Source organism: Antricoccus suffuscus, assembly GCF_003003235.1.
GTDB lineage: Bacteria > Actinomycetota > Actinomycetes > Mycobacteriales > Antricoccaceae > Antricoccus > Antricoccus suffuscus.
The window spans coordinates 107,396-124,620 of record NZ_PVUE01000008.1 but is presented as its reverse complement, the minus strand read 5'-3'; the positions used below and the strand labels follow the sequence as shown (position 1 = coordinate 124,620).

Annotated in this window: 14 protein-coding genes; 4 read left to right on the top strand and 10 right to left on the bottom strand. The window is 66.0% G+C overall.

Going from position 1 to position 17,225, the window contains the following annotated elements; genetic code table 11:
- Positions 1 to 26: 26 nt before the first annotated feature.
- Positions 27 to 3,332: an acetyl-CoA carboxylase family protein gene (locus CLV47_RS11250; protein ID WP_106349134.1), complete on the bottom strand. Its 3,306-nt coding sequence runs from the start codon at positions 3,330 to 3,332 to the stop codon at positions 27 to 29.
- A 144-nt stretch (positions 3,333 to 3,476) separates the two neighbouring features.
- Between CLV47_RS11250 and CLV47_RS11245 the strand changes: the two genes are divergently transcribed.
- A complete protein-coding gene (locus CLV47_RS11245) occupies positions 3,477 to 4,322 on the top strand; it encodes an SCO6745 family protein (protein ID WP_106349133.1) in 846 nt (281 codons plus the stop codon).
- A gap of 28 nt (positions 4,323 to 4,350) precedes the next feature.
- Positions 4,351 to 5,079, top strand: a complete 729-nt coding sequence (locus tag CLV47_RS11240; protein WP_238145367.1) for an enoyl-CoA hydratase — start codon at positions 4,351 to 4,353, stop codon at positions 5,077 to 5,079.
- Here CLV47_RS11240 and CLV47_RS11235 read toward each other — a convergent pair whose 3' ends face one another.
- Positions 5,080 to 5,835 carry an enoyl-CoA hydratase-related protein gene (locus CLV47_RS11235; RefSeq protein WP_106349131.1) on the bottom strand — a complete coding sequence of 252 codons (756 nt, stop codon included), beginning with the start codon at positions 5,833 to 5,835 and terminating at the stop codon, positions 5,080 to 5,082.
- 63 nt (positions 5,836 to 5,898) lie between these two features.
- On the opposite strand from CLV47_RS11235, the gene CLV47_RS11230 reads away from it, so the two are divergent.
- Positions 5,899 to 6,681 carry a cobalt-precorrin-6A reductase gene (locus CLV47_RS11230; RefSeq protein WP_106349130.1) on the top strand — a complete coding sequence of 261 codons (783 nt, stop codon included), beginning with the start codon at positions 5,899 to 5,901 and terminating at the stop codon, positions 6,679 to 6,681.
- Here the strand turns inward: CLV47_RS11230 and CLV47_RS11225 are convergent.
- The gene (locus CLV47_RS11225) at positions 6,662 to 7,600 is read right to left on the bottom strand and encodes a cobalamin biosynthesis protein (RefSeq protein WP_106349129.1); all 939 of its coding nucleotides are present in this window, start codon (positions 7,598 to 7,600) and stop codon (positions 6,662 to 6,664) included. The two genes, CLV47_RS11230 and CLV47_RS11225, sit on opposite strands and share 20 nt — an antisense overlap.
- 35 nt (positions 7,601 to 7,635) lie before the next feature.
- Here CLV47_RS11225 and CLV47_RS11220 point away from each other — a divergent pair, with 35 nt between their 5' ends.
- Positions 7,636 to 8,211, top strand: a complete 576-nt coding sequence (locus CLV47_RS11220; protein WP_106349212.1) for a bifunctional adenosylcobinamide kinase/adenosylcobinamide-phosphate guanylyltransferase — start codon at positions 7,636 to 7,638, stop codon at positions 8,209 to 8,211.
- 17 nt (positions 8,212 to 8,228) lie between these two features.
- Here the strand turns inward: CLV47_RS11220 and CLV47_RS11215 are convergent, their stop codons facing one another.
- From CLV47_RS11215 to CLV47_RS11185, 7 genes are read right to left on the bottom strand one after another with little or no spacing between them, the layout of a single operon-like run.
- Complete coding sequence (locus tag CLV47_RS11215) at positions 8,229 to 9,002, bottom strand: adenosylcobinamide-GDP ribazoletransferase (protein ID WP_106349128.1); 774 nt, start codon at positions 9,000 to 9,002, stop codon at positions 8,229 to 8,231.
- 2 nt (positions 9,003 to 9,004) lie between these two features.
- Positions 9,005 to 10,057 carry a nicotinate-nucleotide--dimethylbenzimidazole phosphoribosyltransferase gene (cobT, locus tag CLV47_RS11210; protein WP_106349127.1) on the bottom strand — a complete coding sequence of 351 codons (1,053 nt, stop codon included), beginning with the start codon at positions 10,055 to 10,057 and terminating at the stop codon, positions 9,005 to 9,007.
- A 30-nt stretch (positions 10,058 to 10,087) separates the two neighbouring features.
- Positions 10,088 to 10,660 carry a histidine phosphatase family protein gene (locus CLV47_RS11205; protein WP_106349126.1) on the bottom strand — a complete coding sequence of 191 codons (573 nt, stop codon included), beginning with the start codon at positions 10,658 to 10,660 and terminating at the stop codon, positions 10,088 to 10,090.
- Positions 10,657 to 11,736, bottom strand: coding sequence for a uroporphyrinogen-III C-methyltransferase (cobA, locus tag CLV47_RS11200; RefSeq protein WP_106349125.1), 1,080 nt, complete (start codon positions 11,734 to 11,736; stop codon positions 10,657 to 10,659). Before cobA ends, CLV47_RS11205 begins: the two co-directional genes overlap by 4 nt.
- Positions 11,737 to 14,262, bottom strand: a complete 2,526-nt coding sequence (locus CLV47_RS11195) for a bifunctional hydrogenobyrinic acid a,c-diamide synthase/histidinol phosphate aminotransferase CobBC (RefSeq protein ID WP_106349124.1) — start codon at positions 14,260 to 14,262, stop codon at positions 11,737 to 11,739.
- The gene (gene cobO / locus CLV47_RS11190) at positions 14,256 to 14,870 is read right to left on the bottom strand and encodes a cob(I)yrinic acid a,c-diamide adenosyltransferase (protein WP_106349123.1); all 615 of its coding nucleotides are present in this window, start codon (positions 14,868 to 14,870) and stop codon (positions 14,256 to 14,258) included. Before cobO ends, CLV47_RS11195 begins: the two co-directional genes overlap by 7 nt.
- Positions 14,870 to 16,996, bottom strand: coding sequence for a putative cobaltochelatase (locus CLV47_RS11185; protein ID WP_170111039.1), 2,127 nt, complete (start codon positions 16,994 to 16,996; stop codon positions 14,870 to 14,872). The genes cobO and CLV47_RS11185 overlap by 1 nt, the downstream gene beginning before the upstream one ends.
- Positions 16,997 to 17,225: the final 229 nt, after the last annotated feature.

Below are 17,225 nucleotides of genomic sequence, written 5' to 3'. Positions count from 1 at the left end.
GGACAAACTCGCTGCCGGCCAATCGTCTACCAGGCGTCGACGAACCGGGACCGTTTCGCGTTGGACCATTTGGTTTTGGGAACCGGGGGAATCGCCGACAGGATTGTCCGCCGCGTGTCGATCGGATCGATCACGTCATCCACTTCAAGGTGCATCGCGACGTTGATCGCACCACCGCGTTCGTACATCTGCCCAACGAGTTCTTCGTACCGAGCGTTGCGTTGCTCCGGGTCTTCGATGGCCTCAAGCTCCTTACGAAAGCCGAGCCGTACGTAGCCCTCAAGCCCCATGCCGCCGAACTCGCCGGTCGGCCAGGCAACAGTCAGGCGCGGCGCGTGCAGCGACCCGCCGACCATCGCCATGGCACCGAGCCCGTAGGCCTTGCGCAACACGACCGCGGCGATCGGCACGCTCACGTTCGCGCCCGCGAGGAACATCCGGCTGAAATGCCGGACTGCCGCGGCCTCCTCAGACTCCGGACCGACCATAAACCCGGGCGTGTCGCACAACGAGACGATCGGGAACCCGAATGCATCGCACAGTTGCACAAACCGCGCTGCCTTGTCTGATCCGTCCGAGTCGATCGCGCCACCGAGGACAGCGGTATTACTGGCCATCACGCCGACGGCGCGGCCCTCGATCCTTGCCAGCGCGGTAATGATTGTCTGGCCGAAGTCCGCCCGCAACTCCAGCACGCTGTCGACATCACAGACCAGTTCGACGGCGCGGCGTACGTCGTACGCACGCTTGCGGTTCTCCGGTACGACGTGCCGCAGTTCGCGCTGATCGTGCGCCTGCCATTCGGCCACGTCACCTTGGAAGTACGACAGGTATTTTTTCGCAACCGAAATGGCTTCGGCTTCGTCCTTGACGGCGAGGTCGACGACACCATTGGCACGCTGTACGCCGATCGGGCCGATGTCGGTCGGTTTGAAGACACCGAGACCGCCACCTTCAATCATCGCCGGGCCCGCCATGCCGACGTTAGAGTCTTCGGTCGCGATGATGACGTCACAGCAGCCCAGCAAGGCGGCGTTTCCGGCGAAGCACGGACCGGAAACGATGCCGATCGTCGGCACCTTCCCGCTCAGGATGCCTAATGCGGTCCAGGTGTGGGTGACCAGACCGCCGGCCTTCGGCGGATCGAGGTCGCCGGGACGCCCACCGCCGCCCTCGGCGAACAGGATGACTGGCAGCTCACTCTCCTTGGCCACATGCAACATGCGGTCGGTCTTGTGGTGGTTGAAGTAACCCTGGGTGCCGGCGAGCACGGTGTAGTCGTAGGCCAGCACGGCGCACTGGGAGCGGTCGGCGCCGAACTGATCTCCGTTAATGTGCCCCACACCGGTGATCATGCCGTCGGCCTGAGTGTTGTGTATCAGGTCATCGAGCGACCGACGACCGCGCTGCGCGGCGACCGCGAACCCGCCGTACTCAACAAAACTCCCGCTGTCGCACAGGCCGTCGACGTTCTCCCGGGCGGTCTGGTTACCGGTACGCCGGCGCTTCTCAACCGCCTTCGGCCGGGATTCATCGAGTAGCAGCTTCTTACGGGCCTGCACATTTGCCAGGTCCGCGCGGATCCGATCCAGGTCAAGTTCGCTGACTACGACCTGATCGTCATCATCGGCCTCGGAAGCATCGAGGTAACCGACGGGCGCGCCGGCATCCACCACGGTGCCTTCCTGCACGGTGATAGCGATGATCCGGCCGCCGGACGGCGCCGCGACGACGTGTTGCATCTTCATGGACTCGATCAGCACCACAGTCTGACCGGCGAAGACTTGATCCTCGGGCGCGACCTCGACTGCCGTGATCACACCGCTCATTGGCGCCTCAAGCGCCCGTGCGCCCTCTGGGATGTCAGCCACAGAAGCGGTTTCGGCACTCGGTTGCGGCGCGGCCATTGCGGCCTGCTGCGGTTCCAGTTCCTTCGCGTGCTCCGCGAGCTCCTTCGCGTGCAGGTCGACGTACTGAGTGCTGGCCGCGGCCCGCATCCCATCCGAGGCCAAGATGGCTCGCTGATAACCGATGTTCGTCGACACCCCGCCAATCACGGTGTCCGCAAGCACAGCGTCAGCGAACCGTAGTACACCGTCCAGGTCGCTCGCGCGGTCGTGCACGATGATCTTCGCCAGCATTGAGTCGAAACGCGGGTTGATCGCGTAACCGGCGTACGCCGCCGAGTCGACGCGTACGCCGCGGCCGGACGGGAAACTCAGCTCGCCGATTGTGCCGGCCTGTGGAAGCGGCTGGCCGTTCTTGCCCATCTTCTCTGCGTTGATGCGTATTTGTATGGCATGCCCAGCCGGTTCCGGTATGTCTTCCTGCCGCAGGCCGAGCGCGTCTAGCGCGTGACCGGTGCAGACGTTGATCTGGTCGCGCACCAAGTCGCGGCCTAGCACCTCTTCGGTCACTGTGTGCTCGACCTGGATGCGCGGATTGACCTCCATGAAGAACCATGCGTCGCCGGCGACCAAGAACTCGACAGTCGCTAGCCCGCGGTAAGACAGCGACGACAGCATCCGTACGGCGGCCTGCGCCATCGCTTGCCGGATCTGAGTTGGGACCGCGCTCGCTGGTGCGACTTCGACGAGCTTTTGGTGCCGACGCTGCATCGAGCAGTCTCGGTCATACAGGTGCGTCACTGCACCGGTTCCGTCACCAATCGCCTGCACCTCAACGTGTCGCGGCGACCGCACCAACGCCTCGACGTACACCTCGTCGCGGCCAAAGGCCGACTTCGCCTCACTTTGGCACGCCTCATATGCCCGCTCGAGCGAGTCCCGGTCCCGTACGACCCGCATACCGCGCCCGCCGCCGCCGTACGCCGCCTTGATGATCGCTCCGGCATACGGACCGTCATCGGTGAGGCCGTGGTCATCAACGAAAGAGGCGACTTCGTCGAACGTCGACCCGGCAGATGTCCCGGGCACGGTTGGAATGTCCAGTTCCGCGGCTAACGCCCGCGCCTGGCCCTTATCACCCAGTCGGTCCAGCACCTCTGGATCCGGGCCGATGAACGTGATCCCGGCCCCCGCGCAGGCCCGAGCCAGCTCAGGGTTCTCCGAGAGAAATCCATAGCCGGGGTGCAGCAGGGTCGCGCCGGCCCGCTTCGCCGCCGCAATGATCTGCTCCGTGTCGAGGTACGCCGCCGCGCCGTTACCCGGTAGCTCGACCGCCTCGTCGAGACGGCCAACGTGGAGCGCGTCCGCGTCGTCGCTTGAGTGCACGGCCACGGTACGCAGACCCATAAGTTGCGCGGTGCGAGCGACGCGCAATGCGATCTCTCCGCGGTTCGCGATCAGAATGGCTTGCGGTGCTTCGTTCATACGATTTACGCTCCGGGGTTCGGTGCTGAGGATTGCTCGAATATATCGGCGCTAGGCCGAGCAGGTTATGGCGCGGCCCACACTCATCGGCCACGGTGCCGTACGGTCGGTTCAGGTCCTATTGCCTCCAGAGAAGAGTTGTTGATGGACAACGCGCAGATCCGAGCCATGCACCGCAGCCTCGAGGCGTATCACGGAATGATCTACTTTGTTCCCGAAGCGTCTGCGGCGTACGCCGACCTCGGAATCCACGGCAGGATGGGCTACTTTGCCTCTCGCTCCGCCGCCATGGGACCGGTCGGCCCCGAAACTGTGATCAGCACATTCTTCAACTTCAATCCCGAGCTCGTGTACGCCGCCCTTCCGAAGGCGTGGAGTCTGGCGAGTCCCGAACAGCTCCTTGCGGCCAGAATCGGCGCCGCCGATTCTGCATTACGCAGGGTGCTCGGCGACGCTGTCGAAGGATCCGAGATCGCGGAGGCCGCCGAACTTGCGAAGACCGCTACGAGCGGCTGCTATCTAGAAGGTCATCCGCTCTACGCCGGACACGCCGCGCAGGACTGGCCGACCCAACCGCACCTGGTTCTATGGTGGGCGCTGACGCTGCTGCGCGAGTTTCGCGGTGACGGTCACATCGCCGCAATGACCACGCAGGGTCTCTCTGGAATCGAGGCCCTGGTCATCCACCAGGCGACCGGTGCCCTGCCTCCGGGCACGTTGCAGACCACTCGAGCATGGTCAGACGAAGCATGGGCCGCCGGCGTCGCGTCGGTGCAGAACCGCGGCTGGCTCAACGGCGCCGGCGAACTCACTAAGGACGGATTGGCGGCGCGCCAGTGGGTCGAGGACTGCACCGACGAACTGACTGCTGGTTGTTGGGAGCCTCTCGGCGAGGAGGGGTGCGCCCGGCTGCGCGAATTGGCACGTCCGCTCGTCAAGGCGCTACTGCCGGAACTGCCCGGCGGCGGGAACTGGCTCAAGAAGCCCTAATCGCTGACCCCGAATGCAGGAGGCTTTTGTGCTTAACCAGCAGTTAAACGACGCGGTTGGTGTCATCGAACTTGCCCGACCCGAGCGGCGTAACGCCCTTAACGTCGCGTTGTGCGACGCGCTGCGCGAAGCGGTGACATCGCAGATCGACGACGGTGCTCGCGTCATCGTTATCACCGGACAGGGCACCAGCTTCTGTTCGGGAGCCGACTTGGATGCGGCGTACGACGACGAGTTCTTGCAGGCGCTCTACGGAATGCTCGAGACAATCCGCAACGCCCCGATACCGGTGATCGCCGCCATAAACGGTCCGGCGATCGGTGCTGGCACGCAGCTCGCGATCGCATGCGACCTGTGCATCGCGTCGGAAAGCGCGGTCTTCGGCGTACCCACCGCAAAGAACGGCCTGGCCGTCGACCCCTGGACGGTACGCAGCCTTGCGTCGTTGATCGGCGGTGGCCCGGCTCGTCTGCTGCTGATCGCAGCCGGAAGCCTGTCGGTCACGGAGGCCGCGTCGTACGGTCTGGTGCAACGCATCGGCAGCCTTGAGGACGCGCTTGAGTGGGCCGCCCAGGTCGCCAAGCTCGCGCCATTGTCAGTGGCCTACTCCAAACGCGTCCTCAATGACATGGATGACGAGCAGGATCGCGAAACGGAGCTCTACGCCCAGTTCAAGGCCTGCTTCTTCAGCGAAGACGTCGCCGAGGCCAGAGCGGCGCGCAGCGAGAAGCGCGCGCCGCTCTTTCGCGGCAAGTAGCTACCTGCGCAGCTTCTCGATCATCGTCTGGATCCCGGGCTGAGTCGCGGTGTAGGCCTGCGCCCAGGTCTCGAACTGCAGCGCGGCGTCGAATCCGCTGGTGTCGGCCAGCTGTACGGCGGTCTTGATGTTGCGCACCAGTCGCGGGTCGATGCCGACCGTCGTCTTGGCAAGTTTCATCGCGGCCGCGAGCGGGTCGTCGCTGAGCTCCGCGACCATGCCCCATTCGTAAGCCTGCTGACCGGTCAGGCGGCCGCCCTCAAGCAACAGCTTCAAAGCGCGCTGTTTGCCAAGGGTTTCGACCAGCATCGGCGTACATCCGCCGCCCTGGTGCAATCCAATGCGCGAGAAGGTGGCAGCGAAGTCCGCCTCCGGGTGCGCGATCACGATGTCGGCGACAAGCGCGAGATTGAGCCCGGCGCCGATGGCCGGGCCGCTGACCGCCGAGATCACCGGAATCTTCAACGCGCGCAAGGCAAGGAAGCTGTGATAGACGACGTCTCCGAGATGGTCGCGGATGTCATTGACGTCATCGCCCATCGTGCCGAAGACATCTGGCAGATCAGCACCGGCACAAAACGCGCCACCCTCGCCGGTGACGACCAATACCTGCGCACTCTTGTCGCGCTGCAGCTCGTCGACCTTGAGCGCCATCTCCGCACACAACGCGTTGTTCAGCGCGTTCTTTTTCTTCGGATTGTCGATGCTTAAGACGCGGATACCGTCACCGGCATCGGTCAATTTGATTCCCGCCATTATTCTTCCTTCTGTTGTGAAAGACTCGCCTTCCGCGACTACACCAAAGGCTCTTTGATCGTCATGCCATCATCTCAGACCACCTCACACACGCTGGGCCGCGTGTTGATCCTTGGAGGTACGTCGGAAGCGCGCGCGCTGGCCGGGGTACTGGTGCGCGACGGGTACGACGTCATCAGCTCACTAGCCGGACGCGTCAAGAACCCTGCGCTGCCGGACGGCGCCGTGCGAATTGGCGGCTTCGGTGGTCCCGAAGGTCTGCTGGATTACCTACGCACCAGCGATATCTGCCTCGTCGTCGACGCGACACATCCATTCGCAGCGCGCATCTCAACGTCCGCGGTCGCCGCATGCGACCGCGGTCAGGTGCCGATACTGCGGCTGGCCCGGCCCGGATGGGGGTCTCGCGCAGCTGCGGGCTCGTGGACGTGGGTCAACAACCACGATGAGGCGGCACGGGCGGCGCTCGGGGAATCGCGGCGGGTGTTCCTGACCACTGGTCGGCAGAGTATCGACGATTTCCGTGAGCTGAATGCTGAGTTCGTCTTGCTCCGCGTGGTCGATCCGCCGCAGTCAGCACTCCCTGACACGTGGCAAGTCCTCACCTCGCGTGGCCCCTACAACCTCGACGGCGAACGTCTGCTCCTCCGCGAGCACCGTATCGATACGCTTGTCACAAAGGATTCCGGCGGTGCGCTCACGGCCGCAAAGCTAGACGCCGCAGGCGAACTCGGCGTGCACGTGATTGTCGTACGCCGCCCGGAGTACGACGAATCGGTCCCTCAGGTCGCCTCCACGGTCGACGCCGCCGCGTGGGTGCGCAGAGCTATCGCCGTACGCCGATGACGACGGCGGTGACCAGCGCCGCGACAGACACGATCTCGCTGAGTTTGACCGCTCGCACGATGTCTTCCGGCGTCGGAGCCGGGCCATCGCCAAGCGTGCCCCGGTCCTCACGCTGTCCGGCGTACTCGTTGACGCCGCCGAGCGTGACGCCCAGAGCCCCGGCAAACGCGGCCTCGACCGGCCCCGCATTAGGGCTGGGATGCCGTCTCGCGTCGCGGCGTACGACGGTCAAAACCTGTCTTACGCTGGCGCCAAACGCCGGCCCCGCCAACGCGGTGTACGCCGCCGCCGCGCGCGCCGGCAGAAAGTTGGCAATGTCGTCGATACGTGCCGCCGCCCAGCCAAACTTGCGATAACGATCCGACTTGTGGCCCACCATCGCGTCGAGAGTGTTGATCGCCCGATAGCCAAGCAATCCTGGTATGCCAGCGATCCCGCCCCACAAGAGCGGCGCGACAACGGCGTCTGAGGTGTTTTCGGCGACGGACTCCAAGGCCGCTCTGGCAATCTGAGCGGCGTCGAGTCCACTCGGGTCGCGCCCGACGAGGTTGCGGACTTGGCGACGCGCCCCTTCCAGGTCACCGCGCTCCAGGTACGCCGCGATCTGCGTCGCCTCTCGTCCGAGCGAGCGGCCGCCGACGACGGCCCACGTGCTCAGTCCAGTGGCCGCGATGCGAGCGATCCGGCTTCCGCGGGTCATCCGCTGCATGCCTGCGCCTAACGCGATCGTGCCCGCGATCAGCGTCCCGGCATAAGCCGCACCCCGGGAGGCCCGGTCGGCGTATGCCAGGCGCTCCAACGCGCCGGCCACCGAGCCAAATCCGGCGACCGGATGACCGCGGCGTGGGTCCGCGAAGAGGCGATCAGCGCACCATCCCAAGGCAAGGCCGGCGGCTATCGAACCACGAGATACGCTCATCGGACACCCCCAACCCGATGGAGTACGACGTGTCGATGCCGACGATCGGCCCGCGCCGGCCGGCAGGTCTGCGACCGCCGAGCACCCTCGTCACCGGCGGCGTACGGTCCGGGAAGTCCCGGTACGCCGAAAAGCTCCTCGCCGACGAACCGGTTGTTCGCTATGTCGCGCCGGGACCAGTCCCAGACCCACGGGTCGACCCGGAGTGGGCGGCGCGCATCGAGCGGCACCTCGCGCAGCGCCCCACGCACTGGGAGACGGTGGAAACTCCCGACGTCGCAGGCGCCATCAGAGACACTCCAGGGGCGATCATCGTGGACTGCCTGGGTACCTGGCTCACGAGACTGGTCGACGACCTCGGGACGTGGGACGAGCCGCTCGCCGACTGGCAGCATCGGTTCGATACTGAACTCGACAATCTGGCGATTGCGTGGCACGCCAGCCCCGCTCGTCTGGTAGCCGTCACTAACGAAGTCGGCCTCGGGGTCGTCCCAGAACACCGTTCCGGCAGGGTATTTCGCGACCTGCTCGGTCTCACCAACCAGCGGATTGCGGAGGCCTGTGACGACGTGGTGCTGGTCATCGCCGGGCGCGCGCTGACGTTGCCCTAGGCGCATCGGGCGGAGTCTCATCCGGCAGCCGCCACGACCACCATCACGGCGAGGGTGATCTCGATGGACGCACCGAGTACGTCGCCGGTGATGCCCCCGAATCGTCGTACGCAGTGAAAGACCCAGACACAGCAGGCAATCACGCCCACCAACGCGGCCAGGCCGCCCTGCCACCAGCGCCGGCCAGCCAGCAGAAAGACGGCGGACACGACGACAGCGCCCAGGATCCAGACACCGACCGCTATCGGTCGAGGCACCACTCCGGCCACCGTCGCGCCGAGTCCGTCGCCCCGCGCGGCAGGTACGCCGGAGGCGCAAGCGATCAGAAGTGCTCCACGCGAGACGCAGATCAGCACGCCGGCCACCAGACCGCCCCACGGATGGCTCAGAACTACAGCCATACATGCGATCTGGAGTGCAAGCATAATCACCAGCGTGGCCACGCCCATCGGCCCCGAGTCTCCGCGACGCATGACCTCCAGCGCGCGGGTTCGGTCCCAGGACGCGCTCAGCCCGTCCGCGGAATCGGCGAGTCCGTCAAGGTGCATTCCCCGGCTACCCCACGCCACCGCACCGATAACGAGTACGGCGGCGACCAGCGGTGGCAGGCCGACCAACATCGCGACATAACCAAGAAGCCCCGCTACGGCAGCGAGCGGTATGACGGCGAGTGGCGCAACGGTCATCGCCACCCGAGCGGTACGACGGTTGATGTCGCGTGGAGCGGCGACCGGGATGGCGCTTAGCGTGCCGACCGACATCCGTATGCCGTCAAGAAAGTAGCCGGCCATTGTTAGTCAGACGGGACCAGGTCAGATAACAGAGCCATGTCGCGGAGCACGAGTGCGGCCGAACGGACAATCGGAACCGCCGCGACAGCTCCGCTCCCTTCGCCGAGCCGCAGTCCCAGGTCGAGAATGGGTGTCAGTCCGAACTTCTCCAAAGCCAGGGCCTGCGCGGGCTCTGGCGAACGATGTCCCGCGGCGAACCACATGGCTGCGCCTGGAGCGATGGCGTCGGCAATGATCGCCTCCGCTACCGAAATCACCCCGTCCAGCAGCACAGGTACGCCGGCGCGCGCCGCTGCGATCAAGAAGCCCACTGCAGCGGCCATGTCGGCACTTCCCAATGCCTGCAGTCGCTCGACCGGATCGCTCGCGCGGTCGCCAACGCGGGACAGCGCTTGTTCGATGATGTGGCGCTTATGCATCAGCCCAGCATCGTCGATCCCGGTCCCCCTGCCAGTGACTTCCGCCGCGCTCAGCCCCAGCGAAGCGGCGATGAGGCAGGCTGCGGGAGTGGTGTTGCCGATGCCCATGTCTCCGCCGATCAACAGGTCCGCACCGGCGGCTAGCTCCTCGGCAGCGATCTGCGCTCCGTAATCGAGCGCCATCGTGACCTCGTCGACGCTCAACGCGTCCTCGATATGAATGGCCCCCGACGAACGGCGCACCTTATAGCGCGTTACTTCCGCAGGTACGCCGACGAGCTCGTCGTCCACAGCAATGTCCAGCACCCGGACCGCGACGTCGTGCTGACGGGCCAGGACACTGACGCCCGCGACCTGGGCGAGGAAGGCGCGAACCATGGCCGCTGTGACTTCTGCGGGGTAGGCCGAGACACCAGACTTGGTGACGCCATGGTCACCGGCAAAGATCACCGCGCGCACCCGGTCAACCGGTCGTGGCGGACATTCACCTTGTACGGCGCATAACCAGGCGGCGAGGTCTTCGATCTGTCCTAGAGCTCCCAGCGGCTTGGCAAGGCCGTCGAGACGTTCCCGCGCCGCCGCGGCGGCGGCCTCCTGCGATGGTGGCGCTACCGGTCCGCGCAGTTGTTCTGACATCAGCTGACTTCCTTTGAGGTCGTGCAGTAATTACAGCAGTTCATAGTGTCCATCCCGCACGCGCGCCACAGCACCGTTCTCCAACTGCCGCCATTGCATGTGCGCTAGGTCTTCCTCGAGCAGTAGTGCAATAGCTAGCTGGATCGCGCTCCCGTGCCCGACGACGATCACCGGGCCGGGCGGGAACGAGTCCTGCGTGCTAGCGAGCACCGCCATCATGCGTCCACCGACCTGCCGCGCCGACTCACCACTTACGCCTTGGACGGCATCGGGATCGTACGGCGTGTCCGGATCACTTCCCCACCTGCGCATGGCTTCCTCGCTGGTCAAGCCGGTTAGGTTACCGTGGTCGTGCTCGCGCAACTGCGCGTCATAGTGCACCGGGAGCCGGACCGCGGTCGCAATAATCTCGGCAGTCTGCGCGGCTCGCACCTGGTCGGACGACACCAGCAGCGCCGCCCCGAGGTCGCGCACTTTCTCTGCCGCGGCCCGGGACTGACGTCGGCCGAGCTCCGTCAGAGGCGGTTCGTGCTGCTGACCTTGCACTCGTCCCTCGACATTCCACGTCGACTGCCCGTGGCGGACGAACACGAAGTCGCTCACCGGCGTACTTCGGGGTCGAACCCGGCGACGGCGCCAATCACGGTGACGACTGGCGCCCGAAGTCCGGCGGCGTCCACCGCCGTCGCGAGGCTGGACAGCTCGGCACGTACCACCAGCTGGGTAGGCAGCCCGCCGTCCGCGATCGTGGCCGCCGGGGTGGTGGCAGGGAGCCCGGAACTCACCAACTTGTCCGCAATGGCTGCAAGATTAGCCAGTCCCATCAATATGACGAGGGTCGTGTTTGTCTGCGCAAGGGATGACCAGTCGAGCATGCACGACGGATGGTCGGGGGGCACGTGTCCGGATACGACACTGAATCCTTGGGTCAATGAGCGGTGCGTGACCGGGACGCCGGCCATTGCGGGTACGGCGATCGAGGATGTCACTCCGGGTATCACGTCGACGGCGACCCCTGCCTCTGCGCACGCCTGCCATTCTTCGCCGCCGCGACCGAAAACGAAGTTGTCGCCACCCTTGAGGCGTACGACGTACTTGCCCTGCTGCGCTTGGGATATCAGCGTCTTGTTGATGACATCTTGCGGCGTGTACTGGCCGCGAGGAATCTTCGCGACGTCAATGATCTCCGCCTGCGGCGGCGCCTCTGCCAGAGCGGCGACCGGCGCAAGCCGGTCAACGACCACAACGTCTGCCCGCCGTAGGGCCTCCATGCCCGCGACCGTGAGCAGCCCGGGGTCGCCGGGCCCACCACCGACCAGTACGACGCGACCGCGTCCTCCTTCGCCCACCGATTCGGCGGACGTCGACTTCGCTTCCAGGCACCAGATTCGTTCTTCGTCGGCGAGCCGCCGCACCTGCGCATCGGTTCCTGCATCGTTGGTGGCCGCGACAACCAGCCAGGCATCCGCGAGGTCGGCGGCCTCGAACTGCCGCCGGAGCAGGCGAATGTGACCGCGCTGCGCCAAATCCTCGAGTGTGTCAGTCACTTCGGCGCCGATCACGTCAATCCGGGCACCGGCATCGCGAAGTCCTGCTACATAAGGCATCGCCACAGGACCCCCGCCGACGACCACGACTCGTTTGTCAGCGACGGGCAGCGCGACTCTGAACGGCTGCATCTAGCTGGCTCCCTGCAGGTAGTGGGCGCGGCCAGTCTGCGCCGCGACGGCGTGAAGTAGTCGGCGGCTGAGCGCCGGGGCCCGGACGGCGATTCGCACCCAGTCTGCGTGCAGCCCGGGGAAGGTATCGCACCGACGTACCGCAAAACCCGCATCGCGCAGCTCGCGGCGCAGCCAACCCTCCGCGGCGCGGACTGGCTTCACAGCTGAGGCGTCGGCGAGCACGAAAGGCGTTTGCGGGTTGCCGGCGACGGCAATGCCGAGCTCGGTGAGTCCGTCGACGAGGATCTGCCTGTTGCGGACGTTCAGGGCGGCCGCCGACTCAGCGGCGTCCACTGCGCGCGGTTCGCTGCACGCCACGATGGCCTCGAGGGCGGGAGTAGAGACCGACCAGGTCGGCTGCTGCGCCGCCATCAAGGAGATGACCGCGGCATCGCCGACGGCGTAACCGGCGCGCAGTCCCGCGATCCCCCAGGTCTTCGTCAGTGACCGGATCACGACCAGGCCGGGCATCGACCGCTGCACTAGCGATTGCTGCTCACCTGGTACGGCATCCATGAATGCCTCGTCGACGACCACGGTCCGGCCCGGCCGGGCTATCGCGCGCAGTAGGTCCGCGCGGTGCAAGGTGCCGGTCGGATTGGTTGGATTGCCGATGAAGACCGAAGACGCATCATCGGGGATGAGGCCCGGTCGAAGGGCGAACCCGTCGTTAGCGGAAAGCAGGACACGGGTCACTTCGTGGCCGGCCGCCCGTAGCGCTGTCTCAGGCTCGGTGAACTGCGGGTGTACGACGACCGCCTGGTGCCGTGGCAGGGCGCGCGCCAGAAGCGTGAATGCCTCTGCCCCACCAGAAGTAGGCAGCACCTCGGACAGATGCCGGCAGTGTCGTTGGGCGAGCGCTTCGCTCGCCGCGCTCGCGCGCGGGTAGGCCGCCAGTGACGCCGTAGCGCTGTTGACTACCTGCGCGAGCCAGTCCGGCGGCGCATCCAATCGCACGTTGACCGCAAAGTCGACCAGCCCCTCTCCGATTTCCTGATCGCCGTGGTGGTGCAGGTCAACCGCATCCGGTTCGACGACCGCGGGCGCCGGTGACACGGCCGTCGACGGCACGGACTCCTGCGACGTAGTAGCCGGCGACGTCGCGGCAAACCTGTGCATCGCATCGGCGAATCGCTGCGCCATCCGCGGATGTCCGGCCCAGTGGGTATGTAAGTACGACGCATGCAATGTCGGTGTACCGGTACCTGCCGGGTCCGTGCTGAATCCGGCCGGCGCGCCGTCCAACAGCCACGCGCTACGGCCGTCGGCCATCGGCGGATCGACCTGTGTGCGGTGGAACTCGTGCCCGGAGACTCGCTCGCCAGCGCGCGCGACCAATGTGTCCTGAGCGGCAATGGCGGTGCGATAGGAAAGGGTAAGCCGCGGAGTCATCGACCCGGCCGCGTCGAGCGCGCCGCTCATCGGCGAACCGTCGACCTCGCGGCACAGGTAGAGCAGGCCCGCGCACTCGGCCACCGTCGGAGTACCGGCCGCAACCGCCGCGGCGATGGCCTGCCGCAGTGGCAAGTTGGCGCTCAGCGCCGCGGCATGAATCTCCGGAAATCCGCCGCCGAGGTAGATCCCCGCGGTCCCCTCCGGCAACGACGTATCGCGCGTCGGATCGAAGATCACTGGTTCGCAGCCCGCGGCCACGAGCAACTCTTCGGCTTCGGCGTACCGAAAGGTAAACGCACGACCGCCAGCCACGGCGACAATCGGACGAAGGTCCGACGGTGGCGATACCACTGACGCGGGAGACCAGGGTTTCCCGGCGAGGTCTGCTGCATTAGCAGCGATCCGGGCAATCTCGTCGACGTCGAGGTTCGCGGCGATCTGTGCGGCAAGTCGGTCGATGGAGGCTGCGGCCTCGTCACGCTCGGCGGCCGGCACGAGACCGAGGTGCCGGGATGGCGCGGAAATCCCGTCGTCGCGATTAAGCACACCGAGCACTGGGATGCCGGTCTGCGCCATCGCCTCAATGACTTCACCAGAGTGTCGGGCCGAACCGGACTTGTTGAGGATGACGCCGGCGATATGCACTCTTGGGTCGAAGGTCGCCATCCCGTGCACGGTCGCGGCGACAGATCGGGACGCAGCCGAAATGTCGACCACGAGTATGACGGGGGCCCCGATAAGGTCGGCAACGTGCGCCGTGGATGCGAATCCGTCCCCGCCGATCGAACCATCGTAGAGGCCCATAACACCTTCTATGACGGCGATATCGGCCCGTCGCGGCGTCGCCGCCCCGTGCAGCAGCAGTGGTACGAGCTGCTCGGGGCTGGTCAGGTGCGGATCGAGGTTGCGCCCGGGTACGCCGGTTGCGAGCGCGTGATAACCGGGATCGATATAGTCCGGCCCGATCTTGAAGGGCGCGACGGTGCGGCCGTTGCGGCGTAGCGCCGCCATCAGTCCGGTAGCGACGGTCGTCTTGCCGTGCCCGGATGCGGGCGCGGCGATCACGACCCGCGGCAATGTGCTCACCATTCGATGCCGCGCTGGCCCTTCTGTCCCTCATCCATCGGGTGTTTCACCTTCGTCATCTCGGTCACGAGATTGGCGACCTCGAGCAGTTTGGGGTCCGCCCGACGCCCGGTGATCACCACGTGCTGGTTGCCGGGGCGATCACGAAGCGTCTGTACGACGTCATCGATATCTACCCAGCCCCAGTTGATGGGATATGTGAACTCGTCGAGCACGTAGAGACGATGCGTGTCGGCCGCGAGCCGGCGCTTGATCTCCTGCCAGCCCTCGGCGGCCTCGGCGGCGTGGTCCTCGGCACTGCCTTGCCGGCGAGACCAGGACCAGCCCGATCCCATCTTGTGCCACTCGATCGGCCCGCCGACGCCGTCTTTCGCGTGTAGCTCAGCGAGAGTCTCCAGCGCGGTCTGCTCACCGATCCGCCACTTGGCAGACTTCACGAACTGAAATACGCCAACCGACCAGCCCTGGTTCCAGGCGCGCAGCGCCATCCCGAATGCAGCCGTCGACTTACCCTTGCCATCGCCAGTGTGCACCATGATCAGCGGTCTGTTGCGCCGCTGCCGGGTGCTCAGTCCATCGTTCGGCGTGACGGCGATCTCTCCCTTTGGCATCAGGCGGCCCGTCCCGGAGTCTGGCCCGTGTCCTCGGAGTGCAAGGACTTTCCGCCGGCGACCGAGACGAGCTGTGACGCGCCCACCTCGTCGAGGGCGACGTACTGCGCGTCCAGTGACTGCGCCAGCGAGCCGGCTAGACCCATCCGGAACCGGCCGGTCTCGCAGTCCACCACGATCGCGTCGACACCAGTGGCAGCGAGGTATTCCGCTGCTCGGCGTGAGTAGGCGAGCGCATCGGCGCCAGCGGTAGCGCGCCCGTCGGTGACCACAATCAGCAGCGCGCGTCGCTTCGGGTCACGCAAACGCTCCAGGCGCAGCGTGCGTTCGGCCATCATCAGCCCCTCGGCCAGTGGTGTGCGACCACCGGTCGGCAACTCTTCGAGCCGGCGCGCGGCGGTATCCACCGACGACGTCGGCGGTAGTGCTAGCACCGCCTCACGACCACGGAACGTCACCAGGCCGACCTTGTCGCGGCGCTGATAGGCATCAAGTAGAAGTGACAGCACGGCGGTTTTCACGCTCTCCATGCGTTTGCGGGCGGCCATCGATCCGGATGCGTCTACGCAGAACAACACCAGATTCGACTCGCGACCTTCTGTGATGGACCGGCGTACGTCGGAGGCCTGGATGCGCAGCGCCTCGGGGCCGTCGTACTCGCGGCGCGACGTCGAACCCGACCGCGCAGTACGCCCGCGCGCTACCTGATGCGGCGCCGCGGCGCGGATCGTCGCCGGAAGGTGGACACCGCCGCTGGTCTCGCCGCCCGGTGCGGCGCCAACCGTCCGGCCGATCGAGGTGATCGCCCGCGACCGCCTACCGGCTTCGCCGCCGCCAATTCCAGACGCGGCGAAGAACTTGGTGCGGTAAGGCTCCTGTACGCCGGCCACGTGCAGGCCTGGCGCGGGTCCGTCGGACGGCGACTCGTCGGACGCATCTGCCGGAGTATCGGCCGGTCCGTGGTCCCGCGGCTGCGGGGCCGACTGGTTGCGAGGAGCAGAGTCTGGCTGGCCGGAATCCTGTTGCGACTGCGACTGAGACTGCGAACCATCGAGGCTCTGGTCGTCGGGAGAGCTGTCGTCGGAACCACGGTCGTCCGGATCATTTGGCGGCTCAGGTTCGGGCTGGTCTTCAAGGATCTGGTCAAGCAGATCCTCGTCCAGACCCGGAGCGTCAAAGGGATTGCGGCGGCGGCGGTGTGGCAGAGCGAGCCTGGCCGCGGCCCGGATGTCCGCCTTGTCGACGCTCGTGCGGCCGTTCCACGCAGCGTGCGCGACCGCCGCACGTGCAGTCACGATGTCCGCGCGCATCCCGTCGACGTCGAAGGCCGCGCACACTTCGGCAATCTTTTCCAGCGCCTCGTTGCCGAGTTCGACCGTGGGCAACCGCAGCTGCGCATCGCTGATGCGCTTACGCAGCGTCTCCTCCTGATCATCGTATTTTGCGGCAAACGAGTTGGGGTTGCCGTCGAAGGCAAGCCGGCGCCGTACTACCTCGGTGCGCAGCTTCGGATCGCGCGGCGCCTTGATCTCTACGGTCAGGCCAAACCGGTCAAGCAGTTGCGGCCGCAGCTCGCCTTCTTCAGGGTTCATCGTCCCGACGAGCACAAACTTCGCACCGTGCGACACCGAGACCCCTTCACGTTCGACGGTCGAACGGCCCATGGCCGCCGCATCCAACAACAGGTCCACAAGATGGTCGTGCAACAGGTTGACCTCGTCGACGTACAGCAGGCCGCGGTGTGCCGCCGCCAACAGTCCCGGCTCGTACGCCGTGACTCCTTCGCCGAGCGCACGCTGCAGGTCCAGCGAGCCGATCACCCGATCCTCGGTGGCACCGACCGGTAGCTCCACGAGCCGGGCAGACCGGGTGTGCGCGCGGGCCCCGGCGTGCGGGCCATCTGGGCAACTGGGGTCCGGGTCATCGGGGTCGCAACCGAATCGGCACCCCATGACGACGGTCTGTTCGGGCAGAACCGAGGCGAGGGCGCGGACCATGGTCGATTTTGCCGTACCCTTCTCACCCCGCACCAAAACGCCGCCAACCTCGGGCGAGACGGCGGTGAGGATGAGCGCGAGAGCCATGTCGTCGGACCCGACGACGGCCGAAAACGGAAACGTTCGCACGTGTGCACTACTCCAGCCTGCGGGTATCCACGCCCGCATCATGCAACGGAAAATTTGGCACCGGATGGCGCCCGGCTGACTGGCGACGCTCTGGCTTCCATCCCCTCCCCGACTGGATTAATCGGCGAGACGGACGGTCACAGTGGCGGGACCGCTGCAGAATTAGCGCGTATGAAGCCGGCATCGGGCCAGCGTGCGCGCCGCACTGTATTCCTCGTTAGTCAACTCC